This is a genomic window from Psychrobacter sp. HD31 (assembly GCF_051097895.1).
In the GTDB taxonomy this organism is placed as follows: Bacteria; Pseudomonadota; Gammaproteobacteria; order Pseudomonadales; family Moraxellaceae; genus Psychrobacter.
Genome location: NZ_CP142525.1, coordinates 862208 through 883851 on the forward strand (window position 1 = coordinate 862208; position 21644 = coordinate 883851).

Annotated in this window: 17 protein-coding genes; 12 read left to right on the top strand and 5 right to left on the bottom strand. The window is 38.4% G+C overall.

Annotated features, from left to right (window positions below):
- The first annotated feature begins 87 nt into the window (after positions 1-87).
- The 5 genes from VH441_RS03700 (at position 88) to VH441_RS03720 (ending at position 6626) form a co-directional block, all read left to right on the top strand.
- Positions 88-1968: a DUF294 nucleotidyltransferase-like domain-containing protein gene (locus tag VH441_RS03700; RefSeq protein WP_434354136.1), complete on the top strand. Its 1881-nt coding sequence runs from the start codon at positions 88-90 to the stop codon at positions 1966-1968.
- A 134-nt stretch (positions 1969-2102) separates the two neighbouring features.
- On the top strand, positions 2103-2708 hold the full coding sequence (locus tag VH441_RS03705; protein ID WP_434354137.1) for a 3'-5' exonuclease: 606 nt from the start codon (positions 2103-2105) through the stop codon (positions 2706-2708).
- A 50-nt stretch (positions 2709-2758) separates the two neighbouring features.
- Positions 2759-3241, top strand: a complete 483-nt coding sequence (gene rlmH / locus VH441_RS03710; protein WP_434354138.1) for a 23S rRNA (pseudouridine(1915)-N(3))-methyltransferase RlmH — start codon at positions 2759-2761, stop codon at positions 3239-3241.
- Positions 3242-3600: 359 nt separating this feature from the next.
- On the top strand, positions 3601-5787 hold the full coding sequence (locus tag VH441_RS03715) for a site-specific recombinase (RefSeq protein ID WP_434354139.1): 2187 nt from the start codon (positions 3601-3603) through the stop codon (positions 5785-5787).
- 29 nt (positions 5788-5816) lie between these two features.
- Positions 5817-6626 carry a DODA-type extradiol aromatic ring-opening family dioxygenase gene (locus VH441_RS03720; protein WP_434354351.1) on the top strand — a complete coding sequence of 270 codons (810 nt, stop codon included), beginning with the start codon at positions 5817-5819 and terminating at the stop codon, positions 6624-6626.
- A 46-nt stretch (positions 6627-6672) separates the two neighbouring features.
- Here the strand turns inward: VH441_RS03720 and VH441_RS03725 are convergent, their stop codons facing one another.
- From VH441_RS03725 to VH441_RS03740, 4 genes are all read right to left on the bottom strand, one after another.
- Positions 6673-7200, bottom strand: coding sequence for a hypothetical protein (locus tag VH441_RS03725; protein WP_434354140.1), 528 nt, complete (start codon positions 7198-7200; stop codon positions 6673-6675).
- A gap of 113 nt (positions 7201-7313) precedes the next feature.
- On the bottom strand, positions 7314-8546 hold the full coding sequence (locus tag VH441_RS03730; RefSeq protein WP_434354141.1) for a multidrug effflux MFS transporter: 1233 nt from the start codon (positions 8544-8546) through the stop codon (positions 7314-7316).
- A gap of 218 nt (positions 8547-8764) precedes the next feature.
- The gene (mutM, locus tag VH441_RS03735) at positions 8765-9697 is read right to left on the bottom strand and encodes a bifunctional DNA-formamidopyrimidine glycosylase/DNA-(apurinic or apyrimidinic site) lyase (protein ID WP_434354142.1); all 933 of its coding nucleotides are present in this window, start codon (positions 9695-9697) and stop codon (positions 8765-8767) included.
- A 22-nt stretch (positions 9698-9719) separates the two neighbouring features.
- The gene (locus VH441_RS03740) at positions 9720-12269 is read right to left on the bottom strand and encodes a RelA/SpoT family protein (protein WP_434354143.1); all 2550 of its coding nucleotides are present in this window, start codon (positions 12267-12269) and stop codon (positions 9720-9722) included.
- Between the two features lie 260 nt (positions 12270-12529).
- On the opposite strand from VH441_RS03740, the gene VH441_RS03745 reads away from it, so the two are divergent.
- Both VH441_RS03745 and VH441_RS03750 read left to right on the top strand, forming a co-directional pair.
- Positions 12530-13966 carry a DUF389 domain-containing protein gene (locus VH441_RS03745; RefSeq protein ID WP_434354144.1) on the top strand — a complete coding sequence of 479 codons (1437 nt, stop codon included), beginning with the start codon at positions 12530-12532 and terminating at the stop codon, positions 13964-13966.
- A gap of 186 nt (positions 13967-14152) precedes the next feature.
- On the top strand, positions 14153-14782 hold the full coding sequence (locus VH441_RS03750; RefSeq protein ID WP_434354145.1) for an OmpW/AlkL family protein: 630 nt from the start codon (positions 14153-14155) through the stop codon (positions 14780-14782).
- Positions 14783-14846: 64 nt separating this feature from the next.
- On the opposite strand, the gene ttcA is transcribed toward VH441_RS03750, so the two are convergent.
- Positions 14847-15842 carry a tRNA 2-thiocytidine(32) synthetase TtcA gene (ttcA, locus tag VH441_RS03755; protein ID WP_434354352.1) on the bottom strand — a complete coding sequence of 332 codons (996 nt, stop codon included), beginning with the start codon at positions 15840-15842 and terminating at the stop codon, positions 14847-14849.
- A 232-nt stretch (positions 15843-16074) separates the two neighbouring features.
- Between ttcA and queC the strand changes: the two genes are divergently transcribed.
- The 5 genes from queC (at position 16075) to rlmKL (ending at position 21590) form a co-directional block, all read left to right on the top strand.
- Positions 16075-16809: a 7-cyano-7-deazaguanine synthase QueC gene (gene queC, locus VH441_RS03760; RefSeq protein WP_434354146.1), complete on the top strand. Its 735-nt coding sequence runs from the start codon at positions 16075-16077 to the stop codon at positions 16807-16809.
- Positions 16810-16905: 96 nt separating this feature from the next.
- On the top strand, positions 16906-17244 hold the full coding sequence (locus VH441_RS03765; protein WP_434354147.1) for a hypothetical protein: 339 nt from the start codon (positions 16906-16908) through the stop codon (positions 17242-17244).
- A 152-nt stretch (positions 17245-17396) separates the two neighbouring features.
- Complete coding sequence (locus VH441_RS03770; RefSeq protein WP_434354148.1) at positions 17397-17900, top strand: peroxiredoxin; 504 nt, start codon at positions 17397-17399, stop codon at positions 17898-17900.
- An 84-nt stretch (positions 17901-17984) separates the two neighbouring features.
- Positions 17985-19100: a mechanosensitive ion channel family protein gene (locus VH441_RS03775; protein ID WP_434354149.1), complete on the top strand. Its 1116-nt coding sequence runs from the start codon at positions 17985-17987 to the stop codon at positions 19098-19100.
- A 207-nt stretch (positions 19101-19307) separates the two neighbouring features.
- Positions 19308-21590, top strand: coding sequence for a bifunctional 23S rRNA (guanine(2069)-N(7))-methyltransferase RlmK/23S rRNA (guanine(2445)-N(2))-methyltransferase RlmL (rlmKL, locus tag VH441_RS03780; protein ID WP_434354150.1), 2283 nt, complete (start codon positions 19308-19310; stop codon positions 21588-21590).
- The last annotated feature ends 54 nt before the right edge of the window (positions 21591-21644 follow it).

Sequence of the window (21644 nt, forward strand, 5' to 3'; positions counted from 1 at the left end):
TTAAAGACCAAAATCGCTTACGCCCCAGCAAACAATAGCATAAATGGATTTGATTGGTTACCATCCGCCAGCAAGGAAGAAACGATTATGGCACAGTTAAACTTTACCCAACCACCCTTTGATGTACTCACCCCTGCCGAACGCCAAAGCATAAAAAAACATACCCAAGTTAGATACTTAGAAAAAGATGAAAACCTAAACCAAAATGATAAAAATTACTTTTTCGTGGTAGTAAAAGGTAACATTACTCATACCAACAACAGTGATGGCGAAGCTAAGTTTGTTGGTGACTTTCAGGCTGTTGATGGTCACAATGATTGGTTTCACCCTATTGCAAACCATAACTATACAGCCAGTATACAGACCTTATTATTCCAAATTGATGGTGAGGTGATAGAAAAAATAGCTGCTCAAAACCGCCTAATCAGGCCGCTGTTAAATGGTGAGGTTGCTGATAAAATAAAGGCACTAAAACAACGTCACATTAAAAAATCACAGCCAACAGCCACAAATGATGACATAGAACAACAGCAATTAATGTTACAGCCCATTACTAACATTAATTTAATACCCGCTCATTTTGTTGAAGAAACTGACAGCATGACAACGGCTGCTAAAACTATGACAAATGCCAAACTAAAACACGTGTTGGTAAGGCGACAAATTTTTAATGAAAACCACCCAACAAAATCCAACTACCACAATGTTGGTATATTAACTGATACCGATATTTGCCGTGCGGTTAGCGAACAAATTGACCTTGCCAACACCCCTTGTGGAAAATACGCCAGATTTAAACTTAAAACGTTAGAGCATCATCAAGACATTAGCGAAGGGCTTTTAACCATGCTTCGTTATCGCATCCACAGACTGCCCGTTATTGATGATGAGGGTGAAATTATTGGTGTGCTTGGGCAATCTGATTTATTAGCATATTTAGGGCACCATTCACATCTAATTACTGTACAAATTGAGCAAGCCACCGATTTAAATAGCCTAAACGACGCAGTTGAAATGATCGGGCAGTACATACGCGGACAACAACAAAATGGCGTTAAAATTGGCATTATTAGCCGCATGGTGCGCGCGCTTAATGTTCAGGTATTTACCAAGCTTTGGCGGCTCATTGTGCCAGAAGCTGTCTTTCAAAACACCTGTGTCATTGTTATGGGCAGTGAAGGACGTGGCGAGCAAATTATGCGAACCGACCAAGATAACGCATTAATTATTCGCAATGGTTTTAGCCATCCAGACTTAGCTGATTTTGCCGAACAATTTAATCAAGGGCTCGCCCAAATGGGCTATCCGCTTTGTGACGGTAACATCATGATGACCAACCCAATGTGGCGACAACCGCTCAATAAATTTGAAAAACAAATCAGCACTTGGTTTAGCTTAAAAGACCCGAATTATGGGGTTTGGGTATCTGCCGTTTTAGATAGCCACTTTGTTTGCGGAGATGAAAGCCTGCTTGATAGCCTACGTAAACATATTAAAATTGCCCATGCGAATGCTGATCCTATGATGATACGCCAATTTGCACGTGTTGCATTGCAATTTGGCGATGTTGGACAGTGGTGGCAACGCTTTACGCCCTTTAAAAACAAAAACAGCACCGCTGATGATATTGATTTAAAAAAAGCAGGTATCTTCCCACTTGTGCATGGTATCCGCACCATGGCAATGGAGCATGATATTTTGCACGTAACCAGTACCAAAGCACGCTTAAAAGCCCTAGCCAGAGCTGGCGTCATCACTCAAGAACGTGCCGAGACTCTAACAGAAACACTTAACTTTTTTATAGATCAGCGTTTGGCTGTGGCGTTATCTACTGAGGATAAATTGGCCAGGCGGGTTGATCCAACCACCCTGACCGCCTTAGAGCGAGATTTGTTAAAAGAGTGTTTAAGCGTAGTTAAAAGCTTTAAAGCGCAACTAACCAGCCATTATCAGTTAGATTATGCCTAGATTTTTATGAATTTAAAACACTTAAAACCCTCTGTTAGATTCAAAACTTACTTACCACTGGATTTGTATAATAGGTATTTTAACAGTGTTGGCTGCAATAAAATAAAGCTTAAAAGAACCGATAAGGAGGTTCTATGAACTGGCTAACAAAAACCAAAAAAAACTGGCAACAGCGTGGCTTAAGCCGCCCAGAACTTGCTACTATGTTTACCCCACCAAACGCTAACGAGTGGGTGGCAATTGATTGTGAAATGACAGGACTAAACCCCAAAAAAGACCATATTTTATCGGTTGCTGCCATCCATATTAATGGCAGTTTAATTAACAGTGGTAATGGGCTTGATTTAGTGTGCAAACCACCAAAAATGCCAACGGCCGAAACCATCATCATCCATGGGCTGAGACCGCAAGATGTTGAGCACGGCATGAGTTATGAAAACATGCTAGATATTTTATTACCCTTTATTGGCAACCGCCCCATTGTTGGCTTTTGTCCACAAATCGATATGGCATTTTTAAACCCACTCACTAAAAATTACATGGGCTGCAACTTACCTAACCAAGTTATTGATATACGTAAATTGTATGAAAAAAAACAAGGAAACAGAACCGAAGGTATTGCCCACCAAGGACAATCGCTTAATAAGATTTTAAAACAATTTGATGTTCCTGAGTTAGGCGCGCACGATGCCTTTAACGACACTTTAATGACAGCCATGGCGTTTATGCACTTAAAATAGTAAAATATGGCAACTCAACACACACCCAAATTGAACGCACAGAGAACACAATGAAACTACGCCTTTTAACCATAGGCACAAAAATGCCAAGTTGGATACAAACTGGCTTTGATGACTATTACAAGCGCATTCAGCCCATGCTGGCAACTGATTTGGTCGAATTACCTGCCGCTAAACGTGCCAAAAACCCATCAGATGCTAACCTTGCTCAATACCGTGAACAAGAAGGGAATGCTATTTTGCAAGCAAAAGGCAAACAAGAAAAACTATGGGTGTTGGATGTAAAAGGCAAGATGCTATCCACCGAAAAACTGGCAGACAAACTCAGTGATGCCATGCAAAATGGCGATGATATCGCATTTGTGATTGGTGGTGCAGATGGCGTCTCACCAGAAGTATTGGCAAATGCTGATTTTAAATGGTCATTATCTGATTTAACCTTACCCCATCCTTTGGTGCGTGTGGTATTAATAGAACAACTTTACCGAGCCATGAGCATTAACAACAATCACCCTTATCATAGAGGTAATTAACTAAAGAAAATACAAACCTACTCCTACAAATATATTTTTCACATTCATTTAATACCCAATCAAATTCTGTATCTTTCGCTATTTGAGATGGCAATCGTTATAACCAAAATTATGTTTTTAGATCATACTTATTGGATATGTTAAGCAAGTAAAATGATATAAACGATTGCCATTTAATACAAAAAATGAAGCCTAAAAGAGCAACACCCTGCCTGTTTTAATATTGAATTTTACAAAAATACACCCATAAATATATCAATGGTTTTTTGTCACTCAACTCACGTCGTTTATCAATTTAAATTTTATTAGCTTAATGCCAAAATATACGTACTTATGGATTGTTAGGGAATACAACAGATATGACACAGCACACTATCGATAACACTTCCCTTCCGCATATTCTTAATTTAATTTGTGATATTAACGCAAACCCAGTCAGTAAAACTGAGCAAATTGCTATTTTCAAATCCTTGATAAATACACTCAGGGTAGATCCACATCATTATTCTGAATCAAACTACACTCAACACGTCAATGATAAAATTGATGCACTTATCAAATTATTAAAACACAACCCAAGCTATCAGACCTCGCTCGGTAAATTTTTGCTGCAACTTATCAATCAATACAACCCAGACTCTATCTTTGCAGATATTGATATTTCATCTTACAAAGGGTTTTTCTCAAAACTAACACAGCTTATCAGTCATCGTGTTTTACCTATGGTTGTCGACGATAACGATATTATGAGTCTTATAGATGAGGTATTTGATAAAGACTATGATATTACTTGGTTGCTGGCTGTCGATTTACAAAAATACGATGCCCTAATTAATTGCATCCATTTAAACGATGATGACCTTCATATGGTCGCCACGACTAAAAATAACATTTTAAATGCGATGGTCGTTTTATCCCAACGCATCAGTGGCATGGGGCTAAATAAAGAGCTCATGAGCAAATATCCACATATGCTTAATTACTCTTCTGCTTTTGTTGCCCAAAATCAAGAAACATTACAATATGTAGATAACTATCGGAAGTTGCATCAACTGGATAACCTAACTGACTTTATGCCTGTAGAAGACGTCAACCCCAACCACTTACAAGTGATGTTAGAACAGTGTCAAGACATCGTTAAAACTACCCGTAAACAGATATATAAAACGGGCGTTTCTGTTGAGTTAATCAGCGTACTTTTTACATTAGAAAAAAGTATCAATCGTTTAAATTTATTAATCGGTTTGGTATCAAACAATCAAGGAAAAAGATACAAGTCCATCTTTTTTCTCGTACACTCTTTAGTTAAACATGGGAAAAAACGTTTTAGTGTCGTTTCTTTGGTGAATAATAACACTCGATTACTGTCACAAAAAGTTACCGAGAATGCCAGTAAAGTTGGCGAGCATTATATAACCACCGACAAATCTGGTTATTATAAAATGTTTAAAAAAGCAGCCATTGGTGGTTTAATAATCCCAATCATGGCAACGCTTAAAATTCTTTCTTACGAGTGGTCTGTCGCTCCGTTATGGCGGGCAATTATTGACAGTTTTATTTATGGGTTTGGCTTTGTTCTTATCCATATTTTACATGGCACCGTCGCCACCAAACAACCTGCCATGACAGCGGCCGCTATTGCCTCTACCATTTCTGACTCAGCGCAAGAGTCAGGCAAAAAGGCCAAGCATCAACTCAATAGCTTGTCAGAGTTAATTGTTGATATTATGCGTAGCCAAGGTGTCGCCATTGCAGGCAATATCCTACTTGCCATGCCAATTGCATTCATCGTTTCTTGGTTGTGGCTATCACTTTTTGGCAACCCATTTATTACTGAATATAAAGCGAACGGCTTACTTGCCGACTTAAATCCAATTAGTTCGCTCGCTATTCCCCATGCCATGCTGGCAGGGGTGTTTTTGTTTTTTTCAGGGTTAGTGGCAGGCTATTATGATAATCTTGCGGTAAGTAATCAGATTGGCAAGCGTATCGCCAACCATGGGCTTTTGACTCAGTGGCTGAACCCCAAAAAATTAGCTCAGTTTGCCAACTACATACAAAACAATTTGGGCGCACTTATGAGCAACTTTTCGTTTGGTATGCTGCTTGGGTCAACTGGTACTATTGGTTATATCCTAGGGTTGCCACTTGACATTCGCCACATTGCATTTGCTTCTGCCAATCTGGCACATGGTTTATATAATTTAGACACAGCTTCCATAAGTCTGTATCTGGTTTTTATAAGCATTTTAGGCGTACTTTTTATTGGATTGGCAAATTTAGTTGTGAGTTTTACGCTTGCCTTGTTTGTGGCATTAAAATCAAAAAATGTTACCTTTGCAGAATGGGGTAATTTGATACGCTTGGTATTTATGCACCTATTAACGCATCCATTAGACTTTATATTGCCCCGCTCTAAGCCTATTGATTATAAGCATATTGATAATGAAGGACATATCATCCATGATAATAATTCATCTGAGCATCAATACAATTATCAAGACAATATAATTAGAAGCATTAACCGTAAATCAAAAAAGCAATGAAACAATCCAACACATCACTAACCACTCTCATGCCCACTCACGCAGTGCCGGGTAGTAAGATACAAGATATCAATCAACTTGCAACCCTACCTGCACTGTTTGTCTCTCATGGTGCGCCAAGCTTAGCAATAGAAAAATCTGCCACTACCATCGCACTTAACAAAATTGGACAAAATTTACCGACGCCTAAAGCCATTATCATTATGTCTGCGCATTGGCAATCGCAACGATTAGAAATAAACAGTAACCCAAGACCAAAAACATGGCATGACTTTAAAGGGTTTGATGACAGTTTGTATCAAATAGACTACCCTGCTTTAGGGCACCCCATGCTGGCTGAATATATTGCCCAACAACTTGACGAGAAAAATATTGCTTGCTCACTTAACCCCATCCGTGCGTTTGATCATGGCGTTTGGGTTCCTTTAAAGCATTTATACCCTGCGGCAAACATTCCTATCGTGCAGCTCTCTTTACCATTACACTTTAATGCCCATACCTGTTATCAATTGGGGGCTTTATTTGCAAAATTAAGACAGCAACAAATAATGATAATAGGTTCTGGTAGTATTACACACAACTTAAAACAGCTAAGATGGGGCGCATCAACCATAGACATGCAAGCAAAACGCTTTAAGGACTGGTTACTAAGCAAGCTTAAATATGATGTGCCGAGTGCTTTGGATTGGCAAACATTTGATGGGGTTGAATTGGTACATCCAACCGCTGAACATTTGCTACCACTTTTTTTTGCACTGGGTGCAGGTCAACGGGTATCTGTGGTACATCAAAGTATGGTATACCACAGCTTGGGGATGGATATTTTGCGGTTTGATTAGTTGATTTGACTACTAGTGACTGTTGATAAAAGTTTAAAAGGTGGTGTTATTCTGCTGATTGATTTTTATCATCATAGTCTGCAAACATTTCTTCAAGCATTTCATCAATATTAACCTTTGCCATCTCTGGATACGCCTTAGTAACATTGATCAGCTCAAGGTGGTTAACATACCACTCACCAGCTTCTTCTACCGCCATTGATACACTCGACATTGCAACATCTTTATCGATATAAAGTACTGGAAATAAAACATACTCTGTACCACTTACCGATTCAATCACTTTTGCTTTTTCTAAATCTGCTAAATAAAAGACTTGTTGAGTTTGATTGATTTTTTTGGGGTTTTTAGCAAATGTTTGTTTCAGCTCTTCAAGATTAACACCTTCCGTTTCTAACACTTTAGGAGACATATTAGCAAAAAAAGCAAAACCATCTCCTGTTTTAAAACCGTGTTGGATTTGGGTGATCTTTTCTTCAATCTGTGATTTATCTTTATCGTTATAAGCAAGTGCTGCAACACTGGTTGCTAAGATAACCGCTGCAACACTGAGTTGTTTGATTATTTTTTTCATATCCTTCCTCTTTATAAACGACGGTTAAAATCCAAATTTAATATATAGTATTAAAACATACTGTTAGTATTTTAATATTATTTTTTTGTTATTTTAAACGTTATGGATAACTTTTATTCAATATCTTCTAGGTCTAAATCTGGGTTGATTTTCCATACCAGTAAAGTACCCATCACCATTAAAATAGACATGGTAATACCAAGTTTTGCAACCGAATTAAAAGGAAACAAATTAAGTAAAAACCCACCAAAAATCCCTACACTAAACATCAGCGCCCCTTGCAAAGCACTTGCCATACCTGCCCTATGTTTTTGATAAGCAAGCGCAATCGCACCGGCATTTGGCTGACTTAACCCTAACGCTGCAATACAAAAAAAGATGCTCAGTAAAACCAAAGGTAGCCAAGCTTGTTCTCCCATGCTTAAACCCAGTGTCATTAATACAAGAGCAGCGCTTAGCTGCAGCAAAGCGCCAAAACGTAAAATACTAACCAACCTAAAATGATTAACCAACCACTGATTTAGCTGAGTTAATGCAATAAAACCAGAAGCATTGGTACCAAAAATAATACTAAACTGACTTTCTGAGAGTCCATAACCATCCATCAATAGCTCAGATGACGAACTGATATAAACAAACATTGCCCCCATCAATAACCCTGCGCCAACAGCAGGAAAACTAAATCTTTGGTCTTTTAATAAATCAACATATTGTTTAATAATCTGGCTAGATGGTTGTGTGTTTCTATATTCATCAGTTAAGGTTTCTTTTAAAAATAATTTACCCAAACCAATATTTAATAAACCATAAATCAACAAAAACCAAAAAATAGCATGCCAATCTGCAAACTGTAATAACAATGCCCCCAATGATGGTGCCAAAATAGGGGCGACCCCCATTACCAACATCATTAAAGCAAAAGCTTTTGCTGTTTGCTTGGGAGTTAAAGTATCTCTAATAGCAGCACGTGTAACGACAGATGTTACACACGCCCCTAATGCCTGAAAAGTGCGCGCTGTAAAAAGCACATAGGGATTTTCTGTTTGCAGGCAAACAATTGTTGCCAAAACAAATATAGCCATTCCAATATAAAATGGTTTAACACGCCCTACTTTATCGCTAAAAGGTCCATAAAATAACTGCCCAAATACCAAACCTATAAAATAGGCTGGCACAGAGTTAGCAATAAAGCCAGTTGAAACCCCAAAACTTTTTGCCATGGCAGGCAAAGCAGGTAAATACATATCTATGGATAAGGGGCCAATAGCAATCATCACCCCCATCACCATTACCCAAAGGCTAGGGAAATCATTATTTTTATTCGTATTTACTTTTTGGTTTGTCATTTAAGTGTCTTTATTATTTTATTAGCATTGATGTTTTCATCAACGTTGGTTTATTAAAACTTCTTAATAAGCCTACTGATTTTTGGTTATGAGTTTAATTTGCATATTGCCCCCATTCTACGCATTTATACGGTAATATTCATTCATTTTATTGATTAAAAAACCTTATGAGCTATCAGCCCATAAGGTCATACTATTAAGTAAAAGCTCTGCCCTATCTACAAAGGCTGACACTTTGGACAAAATGTACTCGCCCGCCCATTAATTTTCACACTCTCTATCATCGTTTTGCAAGTTGGACACGGCTGTTTGTCTTTGCCATAAACCAACAAGGTTTGCTGAAAATAGCCCGTGGTTCCTCCACCAACGGTAAAATCTTTAAGGGTGGAGCCTCCTTTTTTAATGGCAGTCGCAAGAACGGACTTGATATGAGCAACTAAAAGAGAAAGTTGCTCTGGCGTTAACACATTGGCAGGCGTGCTTGGGTGGATACTAGATAAAAACAGGCTCTCAGTTGCATAAATATTACCCACACCAACCACCACTTTTTGTTCCATAATTACCGACTTAATAGCACGGCTAATTGGCTTTGCCTGTTTGCTTATCTTATTACCATCTGCATCTAATCTATGGATATAACGGTATAAATAATTAGCATCAAAAGCGTCATCGGCTGGTTCTACGCCTAGGTGGTCAAGCAAACGCTGACGATAAGTTTTGCCTGATTCATCTATTACATCTGCCCACAACACAGCCCCAAACTTACGTGGATCATGATAATGTAACTGAGTTATCTTACTGGCATCCTCCACAAACTCAACAATAAGGTGATCATGCTTTCGTTTATCTGTCTGTTTTGGGTATTGCTGTAAACTGCCCGACATACCAAGGTGAATGATGAGTGATTTTTGAGTAGAACCCCGCCCATTCACACTTTCTTTATGGAAAAAGGATGTGGCTTTCTCAAAGTCCAAAATTAAATATTTTGCACGTCGATTCAGCTTGGTTAGGCGGTAACCTTCAAGCTCATCAATATCGGCAGGGATTTGCCAACGCAATTTAGGCTGATAAAGACGCACGGCTTGCACTTTTTGGTTAAGCAACGGCTCTAAGCTTTTTTTTGTGGTTTCTACTTCTGGCAACTCTGGCATACGCTTACCTTAAACTCATAACCTACGCCACCGCACGGCGAGACTGGATAATACCAGGTTGTTGTTCTAATTTAGCCAATAGTTTAGACAATTGTGCCAAACCAGATACCTCAATGTGGAAAGTCATCCGAGCAATATCATCTTCTGTACTCAGGGTTTCTACCTTACGGATATTAATATTCTCATTATCAATCACTTCAGATAAACTGCGCAACAAACCTCTACGGTCATAAGCTTCAACTTGCACAACAACAGGCTGTGCCCGCCCAACTTCAGCATACCAAGTGGCATCAATTTGTCGCTCTGGTTCTTTTTCTATTAAACGTGCATACTCAATACAACCACGGTTATGAATACTGACCCCTTTCGATTGTGTAATAAACCCAGCAATCGGTTCTCCTTGCACAGGTGAGCAGCATTTAGCTAGGTGAGTTTCAATATTATCTAACCCATCAACATTAATCTCATAGGCATTTAGCTTGCCAGTTGCTTTAGGATGAACACTTGGTTTAAATTCAATTTCATCGGCTTCTGGTTCTAAGTCAAGTTCTTTAGAAATTTGGTTAGTTAATTGATGTATACCAATATCGCCTGTAACCAAGCCAACCAAAATATCGTCAGCATTATTAACGCTAAAATGATTTGTATAATTGTTCAAATCAATACTGTTGGGATGCACAGACAAACGCTCAAGCTCTTTGTTAAGCATTTGTGTACCAATTTCAATGTTTTTATCCCTATCTTGACGATTAAACCACTGGCGCAGTTTACTTCTTGCTCGGCTGGTATGGATATAACCTAATGAGGGTACAAGCCAATCACGGTTTGGCTCTCTTGCCGCTTTGGTTATAATTTCAACCTGTTCGCCCGTTTTAAGTTTATAAGTTAACGGCACATATCTTTGGTTAACCCTTGCTGCTTGGGCACGGTTACCAACTTGAGTATGCACATAATACGCAAAGTCTAAAACCGTTGCACCTTTCGGCAGTTCGGTGATTTCACCATCTCGGCTAAAGACATAAATACGCTCAAATTCTTCAAAATCAACGAGTTGTTCTTCTTCATCAAGTTCTACTGTTTCATCAAATTCATCATTAAACTTGCCATCAGCCCCTGTTTTTTGGTTATCATTTTGTAATGCCAAAAGGTGGCGTAATGAGCTAATCTTTTGATTAAGATAAGTGTCACTCTTACCACCCTCTTTATAATTAACATGAGCGCACATACCCAGCTCTGCTTCAAAGTGCATATTATGGGTTCTTATCTGCACTTCTAATGATTTTTGCTCTGCAATGACTGCGGTGTGTAGTGAGCGATAACCATTGGATTTTGGGTTGGTTATATAGTCATCAAACTGCTCTGGTATATGCCGCCATAAGCTGTGTACAATACCCAGCACAAAATAGCATTCGGCTTTGGTATTTACTAAAACCCTTAATGCTCTAATATCATACAACTGATCAAAGGATAGCCCTTTTAATTTCATCTTGCGATAAATAGAATAAATGTGCTTCACTCGCCCTGAAACTTCACTTTCAATACCTTCTTCGGCAAGTGCGTCAACCAACTGGTTTTGAACACGCTCAATATAGGCTTCTCGTTCACTACGCTTTTCTGATAAGAGTTTGGCAATTTCTTTATATCTTTCTGGTGAGGAATAACGAAACGCTAAATCCTCAAGCTCCCACTTTAATTGCGCAATACCTAAACGGTGAGCAAGTGGTGCATAAATCGTCATCACCTCTCTAGCAACGCGCTTTTGGCGTTCTTCTGGGGCAAATGCAAGCTCTCGCATAGAAAAAGTACGCTCGGCAAGTTTGATTAAAACCACGCGTACATCATTTGTTACCGAAATCAACATACTGTAAATGTTGGTTAAATGCTCTCGCTGATTATTGATAACATAGTCTTCAAGTCGCTGGTTTTTTTCAATGGTTTCCGACAAGCGCCCCATCGCCAGTGCTTCTTGCACAAGGTTGTTGATATTTTTACCAAATTTTTCTTCAATCTGTTGCTGCGTAATCAAGGATTCACGAGCACTACGATATAGCATTGCCGCAACAAGCGCTTCTTCATCTTGGTGTAAATACGTTAAGATATCCGTCATGCCAATACCTGTGGCAAAAGTACTGGATCTATCTTCATCATTACTTTCATCACACTGTTGAATAAAAGCAACGGCTGTCTTTAAATTATCTAATTGCTTTTTCCCAATCCTATCAGCAACTTTTAATAGCCAAGCATCGACATCAATATCAACTTTAAAGTTAATGTTGCCTTCATCTGTATAATGATTTTTATTTTCTGTTTCTTGTTTTTTTGGGAAGTCCTCAAAATACAAATCAGGCAAATGCACTTCTTCGGCATTATACTGACGTTTGGATGAGCGATCTAAGGTTGAGTTAAGCTTACGAGTGTGTAGTTGATGGATGTAGTCCTCATGCCAGCTTTGTGCCTTTTTTACTTGGTTGGCTACTTGAGGGACATTTGCAATTTTTGCCGTGAGACTAACACTGTCTACCTCGGTTATTTGTCCATCTACTAGCGGCAATCCTTCTCTAATTTTTACCACAATATACTCCTATTGCCCCTATTCTTTTTGTTGAGTTATATTAAATCAACTTTTTATTATAGATAATCATTATGACGTATCCATAAATTATTGCAAGGCATTGGCTGTTGTTATTTTTTTTCTGCTTTATTACTAACCATGCGCGATAAATAAGTTTTTGGAATAAAATTAAACACAATTGTAACTGAACTTTATCAGAGATATGCTAATTTAAAAAAATCATTTAGAATAAAAAATAGTAAAACAATTGGTAATCTAGTATGAGTGATGAAAACAAAAGCAATTCTAGAGTCATCGTTGAACTATTTGACTTACGTAAAGACCAAGCCAATGCTGATGACATAGACGAAACACTGCGCACAAACGTAAAGGTTGCAGGCACCAATTTGTGGGTATTGTTTTTTGCAATTTTGGTTGCATCGGTTGGGTTAAATGTAAACTCAACGGCAGTTGTGATTGGTGCGATGTTAATTTCCCCTTTAATGGGACCAATTGTGGGTATTGGCTATGGCATGGGCGTAAATGATGCCTCACTTATTAAGCTTGCCCTACAAAACTTGGGAATATTCACCCTCATTAGTTTGATTGCGTCCACTCTTTATTTTACCATTAGTCCGCTTGATGTTGCCCAATCCGAACTATTATCACGCACCTCACCTACTTTGTGGGATGTACTGATTGCCTTTTTCGGTGGCTCTGCCGGCATTATTGCTACCACTCGTAAAAGCATGTCTAATGTTGTACCTGGGGTTGCCATTGCCACGGCATTAATGCCACCTTTGTGTACTGCTGGGTTTGGATTGGCTCAAGGAAATTGGTCTTATTTTGCTGGGGCTTTCTTTTTATATTCGATTAACAGCGTGTTTATTGCCCTCGCCACCTTCTTGTTTGTGAATATCTTTCATCTACCAAAGCGTCATTATGTGGATAAAAAAACCGAAAAACGCAATCACATGTACATTGTTATTACTGTTTTATTAATGATTATCCCCAGCATTTACTTTGCTTATAATCTTGTAAAACAAAGCCAATTTACACAATTTACAAACCAATACATCAATGCCAGCATTAATAATAACGGTCTTATCTTACTTGGAAAAGACGTAAACCCTCAGCAACAATCGGTTATATTAACATTGGGTGGCGCAGATGAGCCTAATAAGATTCAAAATGAGTTTGAACACCAACTTATCCAAAGAGGTTTTAAAAAAGCCAACGTAACGATTAGAAACTCTGGCACAAGCGCACTTGACTTAAGTAACTTAAAAACTGAGCTAACACAAGATTTATACAATAGTATGGTCAATCAAGTAGAAATGTTAAGTAAAGAAAACCAGCGCCTTGAAACTGAGTTGGCCTCCTCTAGCAAACTTATATCAGAAGACGAAAGCCTATATGCCGAACTGGCTGCACAATATACAAAAATACATAGCACAACCATTAGCCGTGGCGAGCTTTTTGCAAAAGACAAACAACCAATACCACTAATAAAAGTTGAAATAGGCAGTAAACAAGCATTAAGTGACACAGACAAAAAACGCATTGAAAATTGGCTTACGGCAAAATACCAACAGCAAGCACTAAAAGTTGAATATCAGGTAACCAGCACTGTTCCAACCGTCATTCAACCAGTTAAAGTTAAAGCAAATAGCCAAAAAACACAAACAATAGAAAAACAGCAACCAGCGATTCAATAACAGGGCTAAACAAGCGTATCCATTGACTCAATACTCATATATGACTAAAAAGTTAAAAAAATATTTCACTATAGTTGCAATTAATGTAAAATAAACCCATAGATAAATTATGGTTTTTATCTTGAGCAATGTCATTTTATTAAAATGACATTAGCGATACCTTCATCAAATGAACTAGAGGAATATATGATGAAACTTAAAACATTATTAGTTGCAACTGCTACTGCTTTTACAATGGCTTCAGCCTTTGCTGCCCCTGCTGGCACATGGTCACTGGGTGTTGGTGCTGGTTATGTTATGCCAGATAGCGATAATGGTTCGGTACTTGACGGCGCTTTAGAGGTTGACGTTGACGGTGATGTTCGCCCAACAATCACAGCTGAATACTTTGTTGCAGATAATTTTGGTATCGAGCTATTAGCGGCAACCCCATTTAAACATGACATCTCATTATCTGATGCGGATGGCAATGTCATTGACGCTAGAACAAAACATCTGCCACCTACTTTGTCTTTACAATATCATTTTGATGGTGCAGATATGCCAGTTAAACCATTTATTGGTGTTGGTGTTAACTATACAACTTTCTTTGACGAGCGTATTTACTTAGCTAATGGTAATGACTTAGATCTAGATGACAGCGTGGGTGTTGCTGGTCACGTTGGCGTGGATATCCCATTCTCTGCCAGTGAAGCTGTGCGTGTTGACGCTCGCTACATCGATTTAGAGTCTGATGTAAAACTAAATGACCAAGATATTGGTACTGCCGAAATCAACCCTTGGGTATTTGGCGTATCTTATGTTAAAAACTTCTAATTCATAGTTGTTTATTAACATAAAAAGAGCCAGCTTAGCTGGCTCTTTTTTATATTGCTATCGCTTACAATATCGGATTAACCGTTGGTATGATGCCCTCTTTATTGGCATATTTAGGGTTAAAAGTTTTAACTTTTGGTTGCGTTGGTAAGCCTATGTCTTCTAATTCATCGGTTTGTCCAACTTGTATATTATCCCCTTCAAATAGTCTTTCTTCATTATCACGATCAAGGGTTAATTTTTCAAAATCAAACAGCTCTCTATCGGCCAGTTGTGATGGCGCAACATTTTGAATGCCTTTAAAAATAGATGCCAATCTTTGTGGATGCGCATTATCCCATTCTCGTAACATCTCATTAATTGCTGCGCGTTGTAAATTGGTTTGACTACCGCAAAGTCCGCAAGGGATAATTGGGAAGTCTTTATATCGTGCATATTTAATAATGTCTTTTTCTTCTACATACGCAAGCGGGCGGATCAACACATTTTGTTTATCATCACTTAAAAGCTTGGGTGGCATGGCTTTAATAGAACCGCCATGAAAAAGGTTTAAAAAGAAGGTTGCTAAAATATCATCACGATGATGCCCTAACGCAATTTTTGTTGCCCCAATTTGTTTTGCAAAGCCATATAAAGAACCACGACGCAAGCGAGAACAAGCCGAGCAATACGTTTTACCTTCTGGCACTACACTTTTAACAATGCTGTAAGTATCTTTTTCTAAAATATAATGTGGTATACCCTGCTGGTTTAAATACTCTGGCAAAATATGATCAGGGAAGCCTGGCTGTTTTTGATCAAGGTTCACCGCAACCACCTCAAAGTTGACAGGCGCAATACGTTTTAAAAACAACAAAATATCAAGCAATGTATAACTGTCTTTACCGCCAGAAATACAAACCATGACCACGTCACCCTCTTCAATCATGTTAAAATCGCGAATCGCCCAAGACACATGCTTGCGTATCTTTTTTTGCAATTTACGGAACCGAACCGAGTTGACACCTTTATGGTAAGGCTCATGTTCTTGTTTATCTTCATCCGTATTATTTTCAGTCACTGTATCTTGTGCATTAATTTGCAAATCAAGTTCATCATCACTGATGTTGGCTGCGTTAATAAAATTTTGTGGTTGGGTCATTGTATATTGTGTATTTAATCATTAAAATTGGTGGGTTATTATAACAAAACTATCCGCTTTTAAACCATCCGTTACTATTATTTATGCAGTAAAAATTAATTAAATTTGTTAAAATAACCGACCTTTTTTTTAGCTTAAAATTAATAGACCCATGACAATACATGACCAAACTCAAAACGCTGTTGTACTTTTATCTGGTGGCTTAGATTCTGTCACCTGCCTTTATTGGGCAAAGAAGCAGTTCAATAAAGTAACCGCCATTAGCTTTAATTATGGTCAACGCCACAATAGTGAGCTGCAAACAGCCATCGCTAACGCAAAGCAGGCAGATGTTGCCCATCGTATTATTGATATAGATATTGCACAGCTTGGTGGATCATCATTAACTGACCACAGCATGATTGTGCCAGATGGTAAGGTTAACAATAGCTCACTCGATTCTAATGAACAAAACACCCTAAACAGTGACATACCAAACACGTATGTCCCTGCCCGTAACACTATATTTCTATCTTACGCTTTGGCTGTAGCAGAAGTAACCAAAGCAAACCATATTGTGATTGGTGTTAGCTCGGTTGATTATTCAGGTTATCCAGACTGCCGACCAGAGTATATTGAAGCGTTTGAAAAGATGGCAAACCTTGCAACAAAATTTGGCGTGACTGGCCATAAGCTGCACATACAAACGCCATTACAACAATTATCAAAAGCCGAAACCATCCAGCTTGGTATTTCTTTAGGTGTCGATTATAGTTTAACTACTTCTTGCTACCGTGCAGATGAAAGTGGTAAAGCTTGCGGTAAGTGCGACAGCTGTGTACTACGCAAGCAAGGCTTTAAACAAGCTGGTGTTGATGATCCAACGCATTACCAATCAAGGCCTTAAACTTAACAGAATCGTTACGTTTTGTTAGGCACTCGCATTGTTGATATTTTTTATGCTACAGTTGGGGTTCCCAATTTTAATAAATGTAAATTTGATATGAAAATTTTAAATAATCTATCTTTATGCGCCATTGCGCTTGCCGTCTCATTACCCGCAAATGCGGTTGATATTAAACAACAAATGATTGATACTTGTGTTACCGATACCGTAAAGTATAAGGTTGCAGATAACAAAACAGCACAAAAGTTTTGTGGCTGCACCGTTAATGTACGCGGCAAAATGACATTTGAACAAATGTGGCAAGTTCAAAGCCTGACTCAAAGCGGTCAAGACCCAATGACAATGCCTTTTATGGTAAAAATGCAACAGGACCTTCAGCAATGTACAGTGGGGCTTAAATTAAACCCACCTCAAAAGCCTGAGCCAACAAAATAAAAAAAGCTCTATATTTTTTTTAATCTACATCGCAATAAAATCATAAATAAAGACTGGTATAGACTGGTCTTTTTTTATACCATAAGAAGACGTTTTACATTAGACTCTTAACCACATCAAACATTCAAATTAATAAAAAAGGAAATTAAGTCATGGCAAAACCTACTGACGAAAACATTGCCCTACCAACGTTTAATAGCCAACTCGTCACTCAAAAAAATAAAGAATTTGTCGTCACCGAAACTAACCTAAGCGAAATACACGCAAATAGTAACAAAGGCTTAATTGTCTATTTTTATCCACGAGACAACACGCCAGGTTGTACCACTCAAGCAGTCGATTTTACAAGCATGCAAACACAGTTTTCTGACTTAGGTTATGAGATTGTGGGCATTTCTCGTGATAGTGTTGAGTCACACCAAAAATTTATAACAAAAAAAGAACTGGGCATTGCGCTCATTAGTGATGGTGATGAACAGTTATGCAACCATTTTGATGTCATTAAAGAAAAAAACATGTATGGCAAAAAGACCATGGGCTTAGTTCGCTCTACTTTTGTTTTTGATAAAGCAGGCAAACTCACCCACGCACAGCGCAACCTGAGAGCAAAAGAATATGCGCAAAGATTGTATGAAACACTATCAAAACTTGCATAATAATACTGGTTTTTAAATACAAATCCTTGTAGTATAGGGGGTTAACGTATTTTTGTATTTGTTTTATTTTAGGGAAAACAAGAGATGCTCATTGCGACTGGTATTACTGATTTTTTTCAGCAAATCGCTAGTGATTTGTATACCAGTTTATATATAGCCATTGGCGGCTCTATAGAAGAAGAAAGCCGAGATTGGAGCTCACAAATTGCAGAGATTGCCAGTACCGGTATAAAAATCTTCATCTTGCTTGCTATCCTGTGGTTTTTTTACTGGCTTGCCGTTTATACTCTAAAACATAACAAAGAACGCCTGCACATTAGTGATAAAACTCAAAAAATTATCCGCTCCGTTTTTAGCTATATTTGGATCATAGCTGGCGTTATTGCCATCATGAGCCAGATTTCTATTAAACCAGATACCATTAGTGCGACCGCAAAGGCAAGTGTTTGGGCAGCAATATATTATGTGCTTTGGGCATCATCTGGGCAAGTGATTCACCGCATTTTACACCACTATGGGCTAAATGAGTCCATCGAGCAACTGCTTAAAAATATTATTTCCGTCTTGATTGTGATGCTTGGCGTTGCCAGTGTCATGTCACAATTTGGGTTTGATATTGTTTCACTGGTAGCTGGTCTTGGTATTGTCGGTTTGGCAGTCGGTTTTGCTGCACAATCTACCCTAGCAAACTTTATTGCAGGTATTACTATTTTGCTTGAACAATCTTTTCAGGTAGGTGATTGGATTAATATCGGTGATAAAGAAGGGCGTGTTATTCTTATTTCACTGCGTACCACACACATCCTTACTCGAGATAACATCACCATTATTGTGCCTAACTCCACTGTGGCGTCATCAGAAATTGTGAACCTCACCTCTAAAAACTTTATTCGTTTTGATATCCGTGCTTGTATCTCTTTTGAGTCAGATGTTGATTTGGCAAAACAATTAATTGCTAAAGTATTGGAAGAAAACTCAAGCATTTTATCTCGCCCAGAACCAAGTGTCACTGTTGATGAAGTCGGCGATTATGGTGTGTATCTTATCGTGCGTTTTTGGGTAACACCTGCACAGGTATCTCGCATGCCACGCATTAAAGAAGGGTTAAACGAACAGATTAAAAAAGCATTAGATGCATCAGACATCAGTATCCCATATCCGCATATGCGTGTGCTTATGCCAAAACCTGAATCGCTTTAACAACGTAAATTTTTTTGCGTTAAACCTTTTATCACATTCACCAAACTAATATGATAAAAGCAGTGCCATTCATGTTTGTGACTTTTTTTATTTTTAGTGATTAATAACCCGTTTATAAAACTCAGTCATTCAAATATAACCCAATTTATAAAGCCTATTTATGCTAGAATCATTAATAATATTTTTTGATTATTTTGGCTTTATTTTATGACATCTTTTGACCTTGTTGTCACCTGTGCTGACGGTCTAGAACAACCCTTACAAACCGAGCTCAACAGCTTTAACATACCCAGTGAAATAACAGGTACAGGGCGTATTGCCGTATCCGTAACTTTGGCACAAATCTATCATATTTGCTTATGGTCAAGAGTTGCCTCTCGCCTACTTTTACCTATTAAAAAGAAGAACCTAAATACAGATTATGACGTCCCAGACCAAATATATACCCTAACAAAGTCGATTGATTGGACAACTCAATTTGGTGTGGAGCAAAGTTTTGCTATCCGAACCTCGGTAGATAAACGAGTCGCTGTTAACCAACAGTTTTCTATGCTCCGTATTAAAGATGCCATTGCCGACACCTTTAATGAAAAACTTGGTAGCCGTCCAGATGTCAACAGCAAAAATCCAGACATCTCAATTTTTGCTACCATTAGCGCAAAAAAAGAAAACAACCAAGCCACTGCAGAGCTGTTTATTGATTTATCTGGCATTAGCCTACACCGCCGTGGTTATCGTGTTGCTATGACAGATGCACCACTGAAAGAAAACCTTGCAGCTGCCCTACTTTACACTGTTGGTTGGCATAAGCAAGTACCAACCCAACCCCTAAACCAACAAGCTTTTGATAGTTTAATCGACCCCATGTGTGGTTCAGGTACTTTTATTATCGAGGCATTACTGATGTATGCTGGTTATCCCGTGGGGATTGACAAGGCAGAAAATCAATTTGGATTTTATGCTTGGAAACATCATGACGCATTACTATGGCAAGAGATGGTTAGCCAAGCACAAACCGATTATCACCAAAGATTAGAAAAACTCACTACTGGCGATTATGCCCTTCCTGCCATTTTTGGCCTTGATAACAATGCCAATGCCATTAAAGCCACCCATAAAAACTTAATGGCGGCGGGCTTAACCAATTTAATTGACAAAATTACGCTTCAACAACGCCCATTAAACCAACTACAAACCGCACTTAGTAAAGATATTGCTAATGGCACGGTAAACAAACCTTTGTTTATTACTAACCCACCTTATGGCGAGCGAATTGGTGGCACAGAAAGCACAGACACAATTAAACCTTTATACCAAGGTATTGGTTTAAAGTTACAAACACTGTTTGGTAACCATGGCAACAAGGTAACATTGGGTTTACTGGCATCAGAAGTAGAGCAAGCCGACACCTTGCCAATCGAAGGCCCACAAACTTTGCGCTGCCATAATGGCTCGATTACGGTTTACTTCCGTTATGGTACTATTTTACGAAGTGATGGCTCTAGCCTTATCAGCCGTTATGAAAAATCAGACGTACAAATTGAAGAAGCACAAGAGTTTGTTAACCGCTTACAAAAAAACTTAAGTAAACTACGCAAACAAGCCATAAAATCTGATGTTACCAACTTACGAGTGTACGATGCAGACCTGCCAAACTTTAAAGTGGCAGTAGATTTATACGGTAATTATGCGCATGTGCAAGAATACGCACCGCCTAAAAGCATCCCAGCAGAAACAGCAAAAAAACGTTTTAACTTGGCATTACAAAGCATCAGAGAAGTACTTAATATCAACCGTGAGCAAGTATTTATCAAAACACGTGCCAAACAATCTGGAAATGAGCAATATAGCAAACAAAGCACTAAAAAAGGTAAGTTGCATGTTGTTAAAGAAGACACCGCCTTTTTATACGTTAACTTTACCGATTATTTAGATACCGGTTTGTTTATTGACCACCGCAACATGCGTAGTTTGGTTAAACAAGCCAGCCGTGGTAAACGTGTACTTAATTTATTTGCCTATACTTGCACCGCCAGTGTGCATTCTGCTTTAGCGGGTGCAAAACAAATCACCAGTGTAGATTTATCAGCCAATTATTTAGATTGGGGTAAACAAAATTTTGCATTAAACGGAATAGACATTACCGATACACAAAAGTATCAGTTTATCGCCCATGATGTGTTTACTTGGATTAAAGACAATACCGAACAGTACGACACGATTTTTATCGATCCACCAACATTTTCAAACTCTAAAAAGTTTAAAGGTACATTTGATGTGCAAAGAGACCACCCAGCACTCATTAACCGTGCGATGAACCGTTTGACAAATGGCGGCGTTTTGTATTTTTCAAACAACTTTACAAAGTTTGAATTAAACGATAGTTTAAAAGCGCGCTATCAAGTTAAAGAGATTACAAATCAAACCATTGGCTTTGACTTTAATCCTAAAAAACCCATACACAAAAGTTACGAGATTAGACATAAATAGATTGAGGACACTCTATCGTCATACCCAAATGGAGCATATTAACAACATGTACAC